Origin of the sequence: Amycolatopsis sp. NBC_00355 (assembly GCF_036104975.1) — a bacterium.
Taxonomy (GTDB): Bacteria; Actinomycetota; Actinomycetes; order Mycobacteriales; family Pseudonocardiaceae; genus Amycolatopsis.
In genome coordinates this window covers 2,341,266-2,354,303 of the sequence record NZ_CP107982.1, presented here as the reverse complement: position 1 = coordinate 2,354,303, position 13,038 = coordinate 2,341,266, and the positions used below count along the sequence as shown (strand labels likewise).

The 13,038-nt window shown below is 72.4% G+C and carries 11 protein-coding genes; 9 read left to right on the top strand and 2 right to left on the bottom strand.

Translation table 11 applies throughout. The features are described 5' to 3' along the window. The first annotated feature begins 4 nt into the window (after positions 1-4). The 4 genes from OHS18_RS09445 to OHS18_RS09430 are packed head-to-tail and all read left to right on the top strand — an operon-like array spanning position 5 to position 5,201. Positions 5-1,957 (top strand): acetyl/propionyl/methylcrotonyl-CoA carboxylase subunit alpha, encoded by a 1,953-nt coding sequence (locus OHS18_RS09445; RefSeq protein ID WP_328616682.1) that lies wholly within the window; start codon positions 5-7, stop codon positions 1,955-1,957. Further along, complete coding sequence (locus OHS18_RS09440) at positions 1,954-2,700, top strand: enoyl-CoA hydratase/isomerase family protein (protein ID WP_328616681.1); 747 nt, start codon at positions 1,954-1,956, stop codon at positions 2,698-2,700. Before OHS18_RS09445 ends, OHS18_RS09440 begins: the two co-directional genes overlap by 4 nt. Positions 2,701-2,703: 3 nt before the next feature. Continuing rightward, the gene (locus tag OHS18_RS09435) at positions 2,704-3,483 is read left to right on the top strand and encodes a TIGR03084 family metal-binding protein (protein WP_328616680.1); all 780 of its coding nucleotides are present in this window, start codon (positions 2,704-2,706) and stop codon (positions 3,481-3,483) included. After that, positions 3,429-5,201 (top strand): acyclic terpene utilization AtuA family protein, encoded by a 1,773-nt coding sequence (locus tag OHS18_RS09430; protein WP_442875354.1) that lies wholly within the window; start codon positions 3,429-3,431, stop codon positions 5,199-5,201. The genes OHS18_RS09435 and OHS18_RS09430 overlap by 55 nt, the downstream gene beginning before the upstream one ends. Positions 5,202-5,343: 142 nt before the next feature. Here OHS18_RS09430 and OHS18_RS09425 read toward each other — a convergent pair whose 3' ends face one another. Further along, a complete protein-coding gene (locus tag OHS18_RS09425; RefSeq protein ID WP_328616678.1) occupies positions 5,344-6,384 on the bottom strand; it encodes a helix-turn-helix domain-containing protein in 1,041 nt (346 codons plus the stop codon). 103 nt (positions 6,385-6,487) lie between these two features. Between OHS18_RS09425 and OHS18_RS09420 the strand changes: the two genes are divergently transcribed. Further along, positions 6,488-7,450, top strand: coding sequence for an alpha/beta hydrolase (locus tag OHS18_RS09420; protein WP_328616677.1), 963 nt, complete (start codon positions 6,488-6,490; stop codon positions 7,448-7,450). 155 nt (positions 7,451-7,605) lie between these two features. On the opposite strand, the gene OHS18_RS09415 is transcribed toward OHS18_RS09420, so the two are convergent. Continuing rightward, entirely contained in the window at positions 7,606-8,451 is an 846-nt protein-coding gene (locus OHS18_RS09415; RefSeq protein ID WP_328616676.1) for an alpha/beta hydrolase, read from the bottom strand. Between the two features lie 487 nt (positions 8,452-8,938). Here OHS18_RS09415 and OHS18_RS09410 point away from each other — a divergent pair, with 487 nt between their 5' ends. The 4 genes from OHS18_RS09410 to OHS18_RS09395 are packed head-to-tail and all read left to right on the top strand — an operon-like array spanning position 8,939 to position 13,033. Next, complete coding sequence (locus OHS18_RS09410) at positions 8,939-9,946, top strand: LacI family DNA-binding transcriptional regulator (protein ID WP_328616675.1); 1,008 nt, start codon at positions 8,939-8,941, stop codon at positions 9,944-9,946. Then, a complete protein-coding gene (locus tag OHS18_RS09405; protein WP_328453932.1) occupies positions 9,946-10,887 on the top strand; it encodes a carbohydrate ABC transporter permease in 942 nt (313 codons plus the stop codon). The genes OHS18_RS09410 and OHS18_RS09405 overlap by 1 nt, the downstream gene beginning before the upstream one ends. A 2-nt stretch (positions 10,888-10,889) precedes the next feature. After that, positions 10,890-11,717, top strand: coding sequence for a carbohydrate ABC transporter permease (locus tag OHS18_RS09400; protein WP_326949150.1), 828 nt, complete (start codon positions 10,890-10,892; stop codon positions 11,715-11,717). Between the two features lie 38 nt (positions 11,718-11,755). Further along, complete coding sequence (locus OHS18_RS09395) at positions 11,756-13,033, top strand: ABC transporter substrate-binding protein (protein ID WP_328616674.1); 1,278 nt, start codon at positions 11,756-11,758, stop codon at positions 13,031-13,033. Positions 13,034-13,038 lie beyond the last annotated feature (5 nt).

The following is a 13,038-nucleotide window of genomic DNA, read 5'->3' as shown; positions in this document are numbered from 1 at the left end:
GCCGATGATCGCGAAACTGCTCGTCGCCAACCGCGGGGAGATCGCCGCCCGGGTCATGCGCACCGCGCACGACCTCGGCATCTCCACCGTCGCGGTCTACTCCGACCCGGACGCGGGCGCGCCCTTCGTCCGGCTCGCCGACGAGGCCGTCCGGCTGCCCGGATCGGCACCTGCGGACACCTACCTGCGTGCCGACCTGGTGATCGCCGCCGCGCGCGCCACCGGGGCCGACGCGGTGCACCCGGGGTACGGGTTCCTGTCGGAGAACGCCGGGTTCGCCCGCGCCTGCGGCGAAGCCGGGCTGACGTTCGTCGGGCCGTCACCCGAGGCGATCGCGTCGATGGGCTCGAAGATCGAGGCCAAGGCCCTGATGGACGCGGCCGGGGTCCCGGTGCTGCCCGGGGCGACCGTCACGGACGAGACCGACCTCGCGGCGGTGGCCGCGTCGATCGGGTTTCCGGTGCTGGTCAAGGCCGCGTTCGGCGGCGGTGGTCGGGGCATGCGCGTGGTGCACGACTCCGCGGGGCTGGAAGAGGCGGTCTCAGGTGCCCGAAGGGAAGCAGCGTCGGCGTTCGGCGACGGCTCGGTGTTCCTGGAACGGTTCGTCGTCGACCCGCGGCACGTCGAGGTCCAGATCCTCGGCGACACCCACGGCGAGGTGGTGCACCTGTTCGAGCGCGAGTGCTCGATCCAGCGGCGGTACCAGAAGATCGTCGAGGAGTGCCCGTCGCCGGCGGTCGACGACGCTCTGCGCGCCGAACTGGGCGCCGCGGCCGTCGCCGCCGGGAAGGCCATCGGCTACACCGGCGCCGGCACGGTCGAGTTCGTGCTGGACCAGGACGGCCGGTTCTTCTTCCTCGAGGTCAACACGCGGCTGCAGGTCGAGCACCCGGTCACCGAGCTGGTCACCGGCCTGGACCTGGTGGAACTGCAGCTGCGGGTGGCCGAGGGTGAGCCGCTGCCGCCTTCGGTGCTGGGTGCCCGGATCGACGGGCACGCCATCGAGGTCCGCCTCTACGCCGAGGACGTCCCGGCCGGGTTCCTGCCCGCCACCGGCACGCTGCACCGCTTCCGCGTCCCGCCGCTGCGCGGGGTGCGCGTCGACTCCGGCGTCCAGGACGGCTCGGTCGTGGGCCCGCACTACGACCCGATGCTGGCCAAGGTGATCGCCCACGGCCGGACCCGCCGCGAAGCCGCGCGGACCCTCGCGCGGGCGTTGCGGCAGGCGGAGCTGCACGGCGTCACGACCAACCGCAACCTCCTGGCCGGCATCCTGGCCGAGCCGGAGTTCCTGGCCGGGCACACCGACACCGGATACCTGACCCGGCACGACCCGGCCACGCTCGGCGCGTCCGGCGGCGGCGCCCGGCACGCGGCGGCCGCCGCGTTGGCGACCCAGGCGCGCAACCGGCGTGACGCGCGGGTGGTGCCCGAGATGCCGTCCGGGTGGCGCAACGTCGGCGGGGCACCGCAACGGATCGCCTACACGGCCGGTTCGGAAACGCTGGAAGTCGCGTACTCGCTGCGCCGGTCCGGCCTGCGCGTCACGGTGAACGGCGAGCCGCTCGGCCGCTCGGTCCGGCTGCTGTCCGCGTCACCGTCACTGGTGGAGCTGGAGATCGACGGCGTCCACCGCGCCTACGCCGTGCGAACCTGGGCCGGAGTGTCCTATGTAGACGGAATGGATGGGTCGGCCGCGCTGGCCGAGGTGCCGCGGTTCGCCGACCCGGACGCCGCCACCGCCGCGGGGTCGTTGCTCGCGGTGATGCCTGGCGCGGTGGTGCGCGTCCTGGCGGGTGAGGGTGACGCGGTGACCGCGGGGCAGCCCTTGGTCGTGCTGGAGGCGATGAAGATGGAGCACACGGTCGCCGCGCCGGCCGACGGTGTCCTGTCCGACCTGCGGGTGCGCCAAGGCGACCAGGTCGACACCGGACAGGTGCTGGCGGTCGTGTCGTGAGCGTCTCCTACGAAGTGCGGAACGGCGTCGCCTGGCTGACGATCGACCGGCCCGAAGCGCGCAACGCCTTGTCGAAGGAGGTCCGCGACGGGCTCTGGGAAGGCACCCGGCGGTTCGTCGCCGACGACTCCGCGGCGGTGCTCGTCCTGACCGGCGCGGGGGACAAGGCGTTCTGCGCGGGTGGTGACCTCAAGGAGATGGCCGAGACGGCCCTGGAGATCCCGCCGCCGGACTTCCTGCCCCAGTTCGGCCGGAACATCGACGTCCCGAAACCGACGATCGCGGCCGTCAACGGCGTCGCCTACGCGGGTGGGTTCCTGCTGGCGCAGCAGTGTGACCTGGTCGTCGCGGCTTCCCACGCGCGCTTCGCCGTGACCGAGGTGAAGGTGGGCCGCGGGTCGCCGTGGGCCGCGCCGCTGTCGTGGCTCGTGCCGCCGCGGATCGCCATGGAGATCCTGCTGACCGGCGACCCCTTCGACGCGGAGCGGGCCCGGGAGGTCGGGCTGGTGAACGATGTCGTACCCCTGGACGAGCTGCGGTCCCGGACGCAGGCGCTGGCCGAGCGGATCGCCGCCAACGCGCCGCTGTCCGTGCGGGCGGCGAAGCAGACGGCGTACCTGCAACGCCGGGACGTCTACGACCGCGCCGAGGAGATCTGGGCGCCCGTCTACCGCTCGCGCGACGCGCAGGAAGGTCCCGCGGCGTTCCGCGAGAAACGCAAGCCGGTCTGGGAAGGACGCTGACACATGCCCGTCTCGCTTGACGCTCTGCTCGACGACCTGGTCGCCGAGACCGCCGACGTCGAGGCCATGCTCGCCCCGCTCGACGACGACGGTATCGCCCGGCCGACCCCCGCGGCGGGCTGGGACATTCGCGACCAGGTCACGCACCTGGCCTTCTTCGACCAAACCGCGACGCAGGCGGCCGTCGACCCCGACGGTTTCCGTCTCGCGGCCGCTGCCCTCATGGCCGACGGCATGGACTTCCCCGACCGCGTCGCCGCGCGGTACAAGGACCTGGGCGCCGACGAGATCCGGGTGTGGTTCCGGCGCGCGCGGACGGTGTTCGTCACGGCGTTCCGCGGCCGCGACCCCCGGGCGCGGCTGCCGTGGTTCGGGCCGGACATGAGCGTCGCGTCGTCGGTGACCGCGCGGATCATGGAGACCTGGGCGCACGGGCAGGACATCGCCGACACCCTCGGGGTGACGCGCGTGCCGACCGACCGGCTCCGGCACATCGCCCACCTCGGCGTGTCGACGACGGCGTTCAGCTTCGGGCTGCACGATCGCCCGGCGCCGGTCGTCCCGATCCGGGTCGTCCTGCACGCGCCCTCGGGCGACCGGTGGACGTGGGGTGACGGCGCCGCCGCCGACCGTGTCGAAGGCACCGCGCTGGACTTCTGCCTCGCGGTCACCCAGCGCCGGCTCGCCTCGGACACCGGCTTGGTCGTGCGCGGGCCCGTTGCGCAGGAATGGATGGGCATCGCCCAGGCGTTCGCCGGCGCGCCCGGGCGGGGACGCGCGTGAAGCGCCCGGTCCGGATCGCGAACTGCTCCGGGTTCTACGGCGACCGCCTCGAAGCGGCGCGGGAGATGGTCGAAGGCGGCCCGATCGACGTCCTCACCGGCGACTACCTCGCCGAGCTGACCATGCTGATCCTCTGGAAGGCGCGCCGCAAGGACCCCTCGGCCGGGTACGCGAAGACGTTTCTCACCCAGCTCGAACACGTCCTCGGCACCTGCCTGGACCGCGGCATCCGGATCGTCTCGAACGCCGGGGGCCTGAACCCGGCCGGGCTGGCCGCGCAGATCTCCTCGGTGGGATTGCACCCGAAGATCGCGTACGTGGATGGTGACGACCTCGTCGACCGCCTGCCCGATCTGGCGCACCTCGACACCGGCGGCAAACTCTCCGAGGCCGGCGTGAAACCGTTGACCGCCAACGCTTATCTCGGCGGCTGGGGCATCGCCGCGGCCCTGGAGGCCGGCGCGGACGTCGTTGTCACCGGGCGGGTCACCGACGCGTCGCTGGTCGTCGGCCCGGCCGCGTGGTGGCACGGCTGGGCGCCGGAGGACGTCGACGCGATCGCCGGGGCCATGGCCGCCGGGCACGTGATCGAGTGCGGCCCGCAGGCAACCGGCGGCAACTACGCGTTCTTCGAGGAGGTCACCGATCGGCGGTACCCGGGCTTCCCGATCGCCGAGGTCGCGGCCGACGGCTCGAGCGTCATCACCAAGCACGACGGCACCGGGGGACTGGTCTCGGCCGGGACGGTCACCGCTCAGCTGCTGTACGAGATCGCCGAACCCGCCTACGCCGGACCGGATGCCGTCGCGCACTTCGACAGCCTGCGGCTTCTCGAGGAGGCGCCGGACCGGGTGCGGATCAGCGGCACTCGCGGCAGCCCGCCGGGCGAGCAGCTCAAGGTCGCGCTGAACTACGACGGCGGCTACCGGAACACGATGACCCTGGTGCTGACCGGGGACCGCATCGAGGAGAAGGCCGAGTGGGCCGAGCAGCAGCTGTTCGAGCTGCTGGGCGGCCGGGAGCAGTTCGCCGAGGTCGACGTCACGCTGCTGCGGTTCGACCACCCCGGTTCGCCGGTCAACGCCGAAGCGACCGCGCACCTGCGGATCACGGTGAAGGACCCGGACGCCCGCAAGGTCGGCCGCCGCTTCGCCACCACGACGATGCAACTCGCCCTCGGCGGTTACCCGGGCTTCCACACGACAACGCCGCCGTCGTCGGAGAGCGCTTTCGGCGTCTTCCGGCCGGCTTTGGTGCCCGCGTCCTCGGTGGAGCACCGCGTCACCCTGCCGGATGGTGCCCGGCTCGTGATCCCGCATCCACCGACCGGCGCTTCGGTACCGTCGCCGGCTGTTTCCTTCGAGCCGCGGGAGTTCGGGCCGACACGACGGGTGTCACTCGGCACGATCGCGGGCGCGCGCTCGGGCGACAAGGGCGGCAACGCGAACGTCGGCTTCTGGACCCGCACCGACGACGAGTACGCGTGGTTGCGCGGATACCTCGACGTTTCGTGCTTCCGCGAGTTGCTGCCGGAGGCTCGTGAGCTGGAGATCCGCCGGTTCGAGCTGCCGAACCTGCGCGCGCTGAACTTCGTGGTGGTGGGCCTGCTCGGTGACGGCGTGGCGTCGGCGACGCGGCCGGACCCGCAGGCCAAGGGGCTCGGCGAGTACCTGCGAAGCCGGCCGGCCGACGTTCCGGTGGTGTTGCTGGAGCCGTGACTCGGGTTGCGGGAGTGGTGCTCGCCGGTCCGGTGGTGTGCCTCGCGGTGGATGGCGCACCGGCTACCGCCGAGGGCAGTCCGGGCGCTTGCCGGAGCACCGGCGGGCGACCCCGAACCGGTCGTCTGACTGTCGGACGACCTCACCCGTTCGGCACGGTGTCCACTTCGGACGGTCCGGTGTCGCGCAGCCGGCGCAGCATCAGGGCCAGGTGCAGCCGGAAGCGGCCGGCGGGGGAGTCGACGTCGAAGCCGAGCACGGCGCCGGCGCGCGCGAGCCGGGTGGGCATCGTGCTGTGGTGGCGGTGCAGGACGGCCGCCGCCTTGCGGGCCGAGCCCGTCGCGCACAGGGCGGTGAGCGCCGCGAGGAGGTCGTCGCCGTGGGGGTCGGCGGCCAGGCGGTCGAGGGCCCGCACGTCCGGGAGACCGGCGAGGTCCGCCGGGCCGAGCGCCCCGGCCAGCGCGGTGAGGCTGCCCAGCCGGTCCCACCACACCACCGGCTCGGCGGCGGCCGTGAACCGGAGTGCTGTGCGCGCGGCCTGCCACGAGCGGGCCAGGTCCAGGGCGGGCACGGTGGGGCCGACGCCGATCCGGGCCGCCGGCGGGGCGGACTCGGGTCCGTCCACGGTGAGCACGGCCCGGACCTCGCCGAACGTGGCGGTGCGGCCGGCGAAGTCGGCGCCGGTGGCCGCCAGCACACGCAGGTGGGCCGTCGTGTCCAGGCCGAGCAGGTGCAGCGCCCGCGACCGCTCGGCCGTCCCGATCCCCTCGGACAGCACCAGTTCGACCAGCGCGGGGTCACCGAGCGCGGGCAGCGGCACGCTGGTGTGCTCCAGCAGGATGGCGGTGGCGATCGCGAAGCGCTCCAGCAGGATGTCGTCGAGCGGGGTGGGCGTGCCCGCGCGGCAGACCCAGACCACGACGCCGCCCTCGAGCCGGCGCACGGCGGCCCCGGCCGGCACCCGGCCCGAAGCGGCGACCTCGGCGTCCGGCTCCGCCCGCAGGGACAGGCCCTGCGCGGGCGCGTGCACCCCGACCGGGCAGTCGGCCAAGCGGGCCGTGCTCCGCACGAGGACGTCGAGACTCGCCCGGTCGGTGATCAGGCGGTCGAAGAACCCGATCACCCGCACCGCGTTCTCGGCATCGGCGTCGAGTCCGGACAGCCTCAGCAGCAGGCCCTTCATGAGGCCACGATAGGCGCGTCCGCCGCCGGATGGCGAGGCCCGGGCCGCCAACGCCCGCCGCGTGGCGGTGGCGACGGCCGCGGCGCGAGCCGAAGATCGGAGCATGACCTACGCGATCGATCCCGAGCTGCTGCCCTGGCTGGACATGCTGCCCGCGGTGACCCTGCCCGACTACGACGCCCTCCTGGCCGCGCGCGCTTCGATGACGCAGCTGCAGGAGGTCATGCCGTCCTACGACCCGGTGCACCCGGTCGACGTGCGGGACACGACCGTGCCCGGGCCGTCCGGCGCCCCCGACGTCCCGGTCCGCGTGTACGGCCCGGCGGACCGCGAAGGCACCGTGCCCGGGCTGGTCTACATCCACGGCGGCGGGTTCATCCTCGGCGACCTGGACATGTTCCACGCCTCGCTGCTGCACCTGGTCGACGAGCTGGGCATCGTGATCGTGTCGGTCGACTACCGGCTCGCGCCCGAGCACCCGTTCCCCGCGCCGGTCGAGGACTGCTACGCGGCGCTGACCTGGACCGCGGCGAAGGCGGCCGAGCTCGGCATCGACCCGGAACGGCTCGGCGTCGGCGGCGAGAGCGCGGGCGGCGGGCTCGCGGCCGCCGTCGCGCTGCTGGCCCGCGACCGCGGCGGCCCCGCGCTGCGCTTCCAGTACCTCGGCATCCCGGAGCTGGACGACCGCCTCGAGACGCCGTCGATGACCGCGTACGTCGACACTCCGATGTGGAACCGCCCGAACGCCGTCTACAGCTGGACGAGCTACCTGGGCACCGAACTGGGCGGCGCCGACGTCTCGCCGTACGCCGCGCCCGCCCGCGCGACGGACCTGGCCGGGCTGCCGCCGGCGTTCGTGACGACCTGCCAGTTCGACCCGCTGCGCGACGAGGGAATCCAGTACGCGCAACGCCTTCTGCAAGCCGGGGTGACCACGGAGCTGCACCACTACCCGGGCACGTTCCACGGCTCGTCGATCATCCAGGACGCCGCGATCTCACGCCGGATGCTCGTGGACGAGGTCGCCGCGCTGCGCCGCGGGCTCGGGGTGACGTCGAAGGACTGACGCGCCTGGCGGTGTGTCGGCACCGCCCGGCCACCCTGCGACCCGTCCGCCCGGAGTGGCCAACACGTCCGCTCGTCCGGTGTGTTGGCCATTCCGTGTGTTGAATTGGCTGTTCCGGGCGGTGTGCTGGCCGTGGCGAGGCGGGCGCGGGGAGCTCAGCCGAGACGCTCGCGCAGGAAGGCGAGGCCGGATTCGGTGGCCTGCTGCAGTTTCTGCCGGCTGTAGAAGTGGCCGGCGCCGTCCAGCCGGATGAGGTCGGCGTCGGCCCCCGCGCGCCAGTACGCCGCGACGAGCGCTTCGCTGTGCGCGATCGGGATGCCGGTGTCGTCGGTGCCGTGCACCAGGTGCAGCGGGGCGGCGGTGGCCGAGACGTGCAGCAGCGGGCTCGCCGTCGCGTCCGGCAGCCAGTCGTGCGGGTCGTGGCCGGTGCGGTGCAACGAAGTTCCCTCGGGCGGGGGCGGGATGCGCGTGAAGTCCGTCGGCGGGCTCCAGGCGACCGCCGCGGCGAGCCCGCTCGACTCGCCGGTGACGCCGAGATCGCCTTCCAGTGCCGGCTGGTCCGCTGTCACCGCGAGCATCGCGGCGAGGTACCCGCCGGCCGAGTGCCCCCACGCCGCGACGCGGCCGACGTCCACGCCGAGTTCGTCGCCGTGCCGGCGGAGCCAGCGGACGGCGGCCTTGACGTCGTGCAGCTGGGCGGGGAAGGCCGCCTCCCGGCCCAGCCGGTACTGCGCCCGCGCGACCGCGAAACCGTTGTCCACCAAGGTTTCCGTGACGTGATCGCCGATCCGCCCGTGCTTGTGCGACCCGGCCGCGAGCGCCCCGCCGTCCAGGAACACCACCACCGCGGCCGGCGCGCCGGCCGGGACGACGAGGTCCAGCAGCAGCGGCCGGTAGCCGGGCAGCGGGGCGACGAGCGCGTCGCGGTAGACCACCCGGGTCCCGGCGCGCTCGGCTCGGGGAAGGGCGAACGCGGCCAGGGGAGCACGGGGGGTGCGCACAGGACCACTATCGGGACCCGGCCGGGCGTGCGGCCAGCAGTACCACGATGCGGGAGGAATGCCGCGTTTCGCCGGACCCGTCCCCGGCGCCCGGCAAGGCCGGTTTTCGGGCGGCGCAAGGCCACGTTCGGCCCGCCCGGACCGGCCAATACGGCGCCGGGACCGGCCAACACGCGTCCCTGAGCGGGCAACACACAGTCTGGAGTGGCCAACACGGCGCCCGGAGTGGTCAACACGGCCCGCGAAGACTTGGTCGCGGGCGTGTTGGCCGTTGCCGCTCGCGTGTTGGCCGTTCGGGTCGGTGTGTTGGCCACTCCAGGGCGACAGCCCGGCCCGGCCGCGAGGACTTCGCACCCCGTGTTCCGGTGGTTGACACAACCGCCGATCGAGTGTCAGGATCCATTCCAATCTAGTTGGAAACGTTTCCATCTTCGGCTTCCGCAGGTTGGAAACGTTTCCAGAGTCTCGATCCGAGGTAACAGCGACGATGACGTCAACACGCGCCACGCTCATCCAGGTGGCCGAGCGCGCGGGGGTCTCCCTGGCCTCCACCTCCCGTGCCCTGCACGGGAGCGGGGCGAGCCCGGCGATGGTCGAGCGCGTCCGGGCCGCGGCCGCCGAGCTCGGGTACAGCGCCGACGCCATCGGGCGCTCGCTGCGGATGAAGAAGACCTTCCAGGTCGCCTTCGCGGTCGCGGACATCGGCAACCCCGTCTACGTCGAGATGATGCGGGCCATCCACGCGGTCCTCGAACCGCACGGCTACCGGGTCGTCGTGATGAGCACCGGCGACACCGCGACGTCGACCACCGAGCTGGTCCGCAGCCTGAACAGCGGCTTCGTCGACGGCATGATCGTCAGCCCGCTGCGCACCGACGACCGGCTGATCGCCGAGATCCAGCAGGCGCCGGTGCCGGTCGTGGTGATCGGGCGGGCCCTCGACGACCGCGGCATCAGCTCGGTCTCCACGGACTCCGCGGGCGGGATCGGCGCGGCCGTCCGTCACCTGCACACCATCGGCCGCCGCCGGCTCGGCTTCCTCAACGGCCCGCTCGACACCACCCCCGGCGCCGCGCGCCAGCGGGGGTTCGACGCCGCCACCCGGGAGATCACCTTCGACCGGGCGGATCAGGAGATCGCCGCCGACTTCACCGTCACCGCCGGGCTCGACGCGGCCCGCCGGCTGCTCGCCCGCGGCCGGGTCGACGCGCTCGTGGCGGCCAACGACCTGCTCGCCATCGGCGCCATCCGGGCCGTGCGCGAACTCGGGCTGTCCGTCCCCGAGGACGTCGCGGTGACCGGGATGGACGACACCGAGATCGGGCGGGTCTTCCAGCCGAGCCTGACCAGCGTCTCCCTCGGCTCGACCGAACGCGGGCGCGCGGCCGCCGAGATCATGCTCCAGCTCGCCGACGACCCGGACCGCGCGGTGCAGCAGATCGCCGTCGGCCCCGAACTCGTGGTGCGCGAGTCCTCGAACCCGGGAGGTGTGTGATGACGGCCCCGGCCCTGAAAGAGCGTCCGGTGCGGACCAAGGCGAAGCCGACGCGGCAGCGCACCCGGCGCCGCGAGGCGATCGGGCTCGTGCTGCCGTCGCTGATCCCGATCCTGGTGCTGAGCGTCGCGCCGATCGTCGTCGGGATCTTCCTGGCGTTCACCGACGCGCGCCTGGTGCGCCACCCGGACTACGCCTTCGCCGGCATCGACAACTTCACGAAGCTCGTCGACAACGACCTGTTCTGGGACTCGCTGCGCATCGGCATGATCTGGACCGTCGGCGTCACCGTGCTCCAGCTCGCCGCCGCGATGGGCCTGGCGCTGCTGCTCGACTCGGGCCTGCGGCTGCAGGGCCTGACCCGGGTGCTCGCGCTCGTGCCGTGGGCGATGCCGCCGGTCGTCGTGGCGATCATGTGGCAGATGATCTACTCGGCCAACGGCGGCCCGCTCAACGCCGTCCTCGGCAGCGTCGGCCTGCCCGACGACATCAACTGGCTCGGCGACTTCTCGTTCGCCCTGCCCGCCGTGATCGTCGTCGGTGTCTGGGTCGGCATGCCGCAGACGACCGTGACGCTCCTGGCCGGACTGCAGCAGATCCCGGCCGAGCTGCACGAAGCCGCGTCGATGGACGGCGCCGGCGCCTGGCGCCGGTTCACCGCGGTGACGTGGCCGAGCCTGCGCCCGATCGTCACGTCGATCACCTCGCTCAACTTCATCTGGAACTTCAACTCGTTCTCGCTGGTCTACGTACTCACCGCGGGCGGGCCGGGCGGCAAGACCATGGTCCCGGTGCTGTTCGTCTACCTGGAGGCCTTCAAGAACCGCGAGATCGGCTACGCCGCGGCGATGGGCCTCGTGCTGGTCCTCGTGGTCGTGCTGATCCTCGCCGTCTACCTGCGGTCGCAGTTCCGCGACGACCGAGCCGGAAAGGGGCGCTGACGATGCGCGGACTCGTGCGCCCGGCCCAGTACGCGGCCCTCGCGCTCTACATCCTGTTCCTCGGATTCCCGTTGCTGTGGCTGATGTCCGCGTCGGTGAAGTCGTCCGGCGAGCTCAACTCGCTGACGGTCAGCCTGCTGCCGAGCGAGTGGCACTGGGAGAACTACACCGAGGCGCTCGACAAGCAGGGCCTGATCCGCTCGGCGGGCAACAGCCTGGTCGTCGCGCTCGCGTCGACCGCGCTGGCCGTGCTCATCGCCGTGCCCGCGGCCTACGTGCTGGCCCGGCTGCGGGGCAAACTGCGCGTCGCCGGGGTCGGCTGGATCCTGGTCAGCCAGGTGTTCCCGGTCGTGCTGATCATCCTGCCGCTGTTCCTGATCCTGCGGACGCTCGGGCTGGCCGACAACCTGGCCGGCCTGACGCTGGTGCACACGACGTACATGCTGCCGTTCGCGCTGTGGATGCTGCAGGGGTACGTCGCCGCGATCCCGGTTGAACTCGAAGAAGCCGGGGCGATGGACGGCGCGAGCCGCCTGACCGTGCTGCGCACCATCGTGTTCCCGCTGCTGGCCCCCGGGGTCGTCGCGACGGCGATGTTCAGCTTCGTCTCGTCGTGGAACGAGTTCTTCTTCGCCTTGGTCCTCCTGCAGTCGCCGGAGAACTACACGCTGCCCATCACGCTCAACATGTTCGTCGGCGGCGAGGGCAAGGTCGCCCTCGGCCCGCTCGCGGCGGGCGCCGTGCTCGCCGCCATCCCCAGCATCGTCTTCTTCAGCATCCTGCGCCGGAAGCTCACCAGCGGCCTGATGGCGGGAGCGGTGAAGGGATGACCCCAAACCCCTCGAAGAAATCCTCGAAAGGTCGGTCGATGAAGACACGACGCGCGGTGGTCGCCGCCTGCCTGATGGTCACCAGCCTGCTGCTCGCCGCGTGCGGCAGCGGCAGCGGCGACAGCGGCGACGGGCCGGTCACCCTCACCTTCCAGTCCCTTTCGGACCAGCCGGCCGCGATCGCCCAGACGCAGAAGATCGTCGGCGACTGGAACAAGGCGCACCCGGACGTCCAGGTCAAGATCGTCCAGGCGGGCTGGGACGGCGTCTACGACAAGCTGATCACCCAGTTCAACGCGGGCACCGCGCCGGACATCGTGCACTACGAGGCGGCGAGTATCGCGCCGTTCGCGACCGACGGCTACCTCGCGGACCTGACGCAGTACCTGCCGGCGGAGAAGAAGGCGGACATCCCCAAGGGCGTCCTCGACTCGGTGACGGTCGACGGCAAGGTCGTCGCCTTCCCGACCGAACTGCAGTCCTATGTGGTCTTCGCGAACAAGACCCAGCTGCAGCAGGCCGGCGTCACGATCCCGACCGGTGCCACGATGAGCTGGGACCAGCTGCGGGAGATCGCGAAGGCGACGACCAAGGACGGCAAGTTCGGCCTCGGCTGGGGCCTGTCCAGCCCGACGGCGGCGTTCATCGCGCTCGCGCCGGGCTTCGGCGGGAAGTACTTCGAGGGCACCGGCAACGACGCGAAACTGTCCGTCGGCCAGGGTGAGCAGGCGCTGCCGCAGCTCGTCGACGCGATGGCCCACCAGGACCACTCGATCATGCCGGTCACGCTGACGCAGTCCGGGACGAAGGCCCTCGCGCCGTTCTACGCCGGCCAGATCGCCATGACCGTGCAGGGTTCCTACCAGGCGGCCAACATCGCGAAGGACGCGCCGAAGGGCTTCGACTGGGTCGTGCTGCCGCCGCTGGCCGGGTCGGCCGGGCCCGCGCAGGCCGCCAACCCGCAGACGCTGTCGGTGAACAAGGACTCGGGCCACGTCAAGGAGGCCGCGGAGTTCGTCGACTTCTTCACCAGCACCGACAACCTCGCCGCGATGAACGAGGCCGACGCGCTGATCCCGCCGACGACGTCGGCGCGGCAGGCGCTGACCACGAAGCTCGGCACGAAGAACGGCTGGGGCCCGATCCTCGCCTCCGGTCAGTACCTGACCTCGGCGCCCTACCTCTTCGCCGGCAAGTACGCGCAGTGGAAGGACACCGTCGCGACCCCGGCGTACCAGCAGTTCCTCGGGCAGAAGATCGACGCGGCCGGCTTGGCCAAGCAGCTGGAAGACGGCTGGAAGAGCGTCAGCAAGTGACAGGA